At 50.3% G+C, this 3,277-nt stretch carries 9 protein-coding genes; 8 read left to right on the top strand and 1 reads right to left on the bottom strand.

The features are described 5' to 3' along the window. From L1249_RS17630 to L1249_RS17230, 6 genes are all read left to right on the top strand, one after another. On the top strand, window positions 1-96 hold a 96-nt coding region (locus tag L1249_RS17630; protein WP_137095251.1), incomplete at its 5' end, for an IS3 family transposase. A gap of 84 nt (window positions 97-180) precedes the next feature. After that, window positions 181-495, top strand: coding sequence for a transcriptional regulator (locus L1249_RS17250; protein WP_137094905.1), 315 nt, complete (start codon window positions 181-183; stop codon window positions 493-495). After that, a complete protein-coding gene (locus tag L1249_RS17245) occupies window positions 488-787 on the top strand; it encodes a helix-turn-helix domain-containing protein (protein WP_137094884.1) in 300 nt (99 codons plus the stop codon). The genes L1249_RS17250 and L1249_RS17245 overlap by 8 nt, the downstream gene beginning before the upstream one ends. A 136-nt stretch (window positions 788-923) precedes the next feature. Then, window positions 924-1,148 carry an addiction module protein gene (locus tag L1249_RS17240; RefSeq protein WP_058578214.1) on the top strand — a complete coding sequence of 75 codons (225 nt, stop codon included), beginning with the start codon at window positions 924-926 and terminating at the stop codon, window positions 1,146-1,148. Continuing rightward, a complete protein-coding gene (locus L1249_RS17235; RefSeq protein ID WP_058578213.1) occupies window positions 1,145-1,438 on the top strand; it encodes a type II toxin-antitoxin system RelE/ParE family toxin in 294 nt (97 codons plus the stop codon). The genes L1249_RS17240 and L1249_RS17235 overlap by 4 nt, the downstream gene beginning before the upstream one ends. Window positions 1,439-1,547: 109 nt before the next feature. Beyond that, a complete protein-coding gene (locus tag L1249_RS17230) occupies window positions 1,548-1,685 on the top strand; it encodes a type II toxin-antitoxin system RelE/ParE family toxin (RefSeq protein WP_197746133.1) in 138 nt (45 codons plus the stop codon). Here the strand turns inward: L1249_RS17230 and L1249_RS17225 are convergent. Further along, window positions 1,682-2,440, bottom strand: a complete 759-nt coding sequence (locus L1249_RS17225) for an Rpn family recombination-promoting nuclease/putative transposase (RefSeq protein ID WP_197746132.1) — start codon at window positions 2,438-2,440, stop codon at window positions 1,682-1,684. The genes L1249_RS17230 and L1249_RS17225 overlap by 4 nt on opposite strands. A gap of 119 nt (window positions 2,441-2,559) precedes the next feature. On the opposite strand from L1249_RS17225, the gene L1249_RS17220 reads away from it, so the two are divergent. Both L1249_RS17220 and L1249_RS17775 read left to right on the top strand, forming a co-directional pair. Then, the gene (locus L1249_RS17220) at window positions 2,560-3,006 is read left to right on the top strand and encodes a helix-turn-helix domain-containing protein (RefSeq protein ID WP_054641833.1); all 447 of its coding nucleotides are present in this window, start codon (window positions 2,560-2,562) and stop codon (window positions 3,004-3,006) included. Between the two features lie 215 nt (window positions 3,007-3,221). Next, on the top strand, window positions 3,222-3,277 hold a 56-nt coding region (locus tag L1249_RS17775), incomplete at its 3' end, for a helix-turn-helix domain-containing protein (protein ID WP_442908452.1).

Genomic DNA, 3,277 nt, shown 5'->3' with positions numbered 1-3,277 from the left:
TTTGAGTACGTCGAACTGGACTACAACAAACAACGGCGGCACAGTGCTATTGGGATGATCAGCCCAGAGGCCTTTGAAGCCCGAATGATCGCTTAAACCAGTGTCCACTGTTGCTGGGTAAGATCATAACCCTTCCTCTCACGGCCTTGCTAATGTACGTCAATGACGTATAATGTTGTTATGTTTACTATCATCGAAACCCCTACATTCGAAGCGGATGCCAAAAAAATTTGGACTGAGGAGGAACGAAATGCGTTCTTCGCTTGGTTGGCAGCTAATCCTGAGATTGGCGACCCGATTCCTGGCAGTGGTGGATGTAGAAAGGTTCGTTGGTCCGTGGCGGGGGCAGGGAAGCGCGGTGGGGTGCGAGTCATCTACTTCACCAAGTTAGCTAACGGTGAGATCTGGTTATTGGTGATCTACAAAAAAGCTGTTAAGGAAAATATACCCGCGCATATCCTGAAAGCAGTTCGTGAGGTACTGGAAAATGAATAACGAGATCTTGAGTGCAGAGGAGCTTGGCAACAAGTTGCTCCAATCAGTTAGAGAAATGAAAGCTGGCAAAGTGGCTCGAACCAGTCGTGTAGTGCCTAATGAGGTTGCAGAGGCACGGGGCAAGACTGGGCTAACCCAAGTTGAGTTTGCTGAGGTACTGCATATTTCGCCACGCACCTTGCAGGAATGGGAGCAAGGCCGCCGTAAGCCTTCTGGACCTGCAAAAGCGCTTATCGAGATTGCTTTCCGCCATCCTGAGGTTATTAGGGAAGACCTTGCGCTTAGGGGTTAACAAACAATTGCAGCGGAACAAATTTGCTGCGCAAAATTCGTCCGCTGAATTGGGCGTTAAAGCGAAAAACCGAGTCGTGGAACCCGGCACCCATCCGTGTCAAAATTGAGTGTTACGCGAACGAGAGATTTTTGCCATGAATCTTCAGAAAATTGAAGACGAGGCGCTCCACCTTCCTAAAGAGGAGCGAGCACAATTGATCCAGCGACTGGTATTAAGTCTGGAGTCTCCGTCAGAAGAAGAGCTCAGGTCCGATTGGTTGCTCGAGGCTCGGCGTAGAGGCGAAGAGCTGGATAATGGCACTGTTCAGGCTGTGCCTGGTGAGGCTGTCATGAGGAAGGCTAGAGCACTGATCAAATGACCTATTCTTTTCACCCGGCAGCGGAAGCCGAGTTTCTGGAATCAGTTGGTTATTACGAATCAAAAGTTCCGGGATTGGGTGGTGCCTTCATAGAGGAATTTGAGGCCCTGGCCAATTTAGTTGGCGAGTCACCAAAAGCCTGGCAAGTTGAGTTGCCGCCAGATATTCGTAGAGCGCCCCTTCACAGATTTCCGCTATCCATCGTTTACCGAGAGAAGCCTGATGGTTTTCAAGTTCTGGCTGTTGCCCATGACCGGCGACGTCCGCAGTACTGGCTTGGCAGGCTTTAACAATCGGCTGCACAGCGACCGATTTTCCACCGCTTCGCGGCTCCAAACCGGCGCGTGAGGGGCGTTAAACTTTATTGTTGCGTGGTGCGCAACATGCTGTCATTCCCTCATGATTAAATCATTCCGTCACAAAGGACTGAAACGGTTCTACTCGACTGGCAACACGTCTGGCATACAGCCTGACCACGCCAAGAAGCTGCGAATGCAGCTGGCTGCTCTAGATACCGCCACTTCGAGTATGAGTTAGTGCTTAATGTCGGCGCGTAGCTTTTCAATCTCTTCTACAGGCAGTTCTTCAATATCGGCGATGAGCTGGTCTAGGTTTGCCTTGGCTCCTAGCCGCTGAAGATATCGTTTGAGCCAGCGGGTGATAATGTTATCGATCCGCTCTTTATCAGGAGAGGCTTGTATAATGGCCACAATGCGATCAACGGCTTGCTGCAGGCCTTTCCTGTCGGCAGACGCCTTTTCGATGCTGAACACGCCGCTCAGCGGTGTTGGGCGTAATCCCAGCTCTTCATCAGTATAGCGCCCTTCATCCACAAGGTAGTACCGTAGGTGTGGTTGATAGACTTGAAGAAAAGCTGGTGGTTCCGGGTACACCATGTCGTAGATATCCTGGCGTGCCGTCCAACGCTCAGAGCCGTTGTACAGCACAATAGGCAGAATGGGTGGTAGCCCTTTGCTCGGGGTGGTGGTGCCATTTTTGAGCAGGTGGTCGTAAAAGCAGGCCACGTAGTGCATCAACCGGATCGGCATAGTGCGATCAACAGTCGATTGAAACTCTAGCAGGATGTAAAGATAAATCTCTTGTGTGAGGCCTTCCCAGGTGATCTCCACCGACCACACCACGTCTTCAAATTTCTCCTCGAACAGGGGCGTGATGTAGTTGCCGCTGTGATTTTGAAGCGTCGAGAAATTCATCAGTTGGGCGATTTCTGGAGGTGCAAACCCTTCCATCAACTGCTGAACGAACTCAGGGTAGCTGAGTAGTCCGTGCATGCCGGTACCAGGGGGGGATAACCTCGCTCATATCTGTATTCGAATAATTCGAATAATTTTCAGCCTGTGTGTATTATGACAACAACACACATGCCGAAAGGAGAGAATCTGTGGCCGTCATGTCAACACTGCTTCCCAGTGAAGAGGAAGCGACATTAGCAAAATTATCAAGCCGAGAGCTAGCCGCTTACGTTGAGACCGCCGCCTCTTCCCAGCAGGTCGCTATATCTGACAAAGAGGGTCGGCTTCATCAAGTGGAAGTCCCTGTCAGCGCCTTGCGTCTCTTGGTGGATATCCTGATAGAGCTTGGTGATGGCAATACCGTGAAGCTCATTCCCGTTCATGCTGAAATGACCACCCAAGAAGCAGCCGATATGCTGGGGATGTCGCGTCCTACGCTGATCAAGATATTAGATGAAGGCCATATTCCGTATCATCGCTCAGGGAACCGTAGAAAGGTAAAGTACAAAGATGTCATGCACTATAAGCAGGCAATAGATAACAAGCGGCTACAGGCACTCAATGAGCTGTCTGAGCTTGATCAGACGCTGGGGTTGGGCTATTAATGAGCTCCTTCTATACGGTTGTTTATGATGCTTGTGTGCTTTACCCAGCGCCATTAAGAAGCCTGCTGATACACATGGCAATAACGGATCTTTTTCGGGCACGATGGTCAGATTTAATTCATGAAGAGTGGATATGCAACCTCTTGGATAGCGCGGCGTCCGCCAGGACGCCTTGTGTTTTGCATCCTTACAATATTTCGTCTAAAGTGTAAAGCATGAAAGCCGAACGCGCCTACCAATACCGCTTCTATCCCACGCCTGAGCAAGCAGC

It is taken from the genome of Halomonas sp. Cn5-12 (assembly GCF_021532545.1).
GTDB lineage: Bacteria > Pseudomonadota > Gammaproteobacteria > Pseudomonadales > Halomonadaceae > Vreelandella > Vreelandella aquamarina.
Note: the sequence above shows the minus strand (reverse complement) of the source record. Positions and strands in the feature narration are given on the sequence as shown.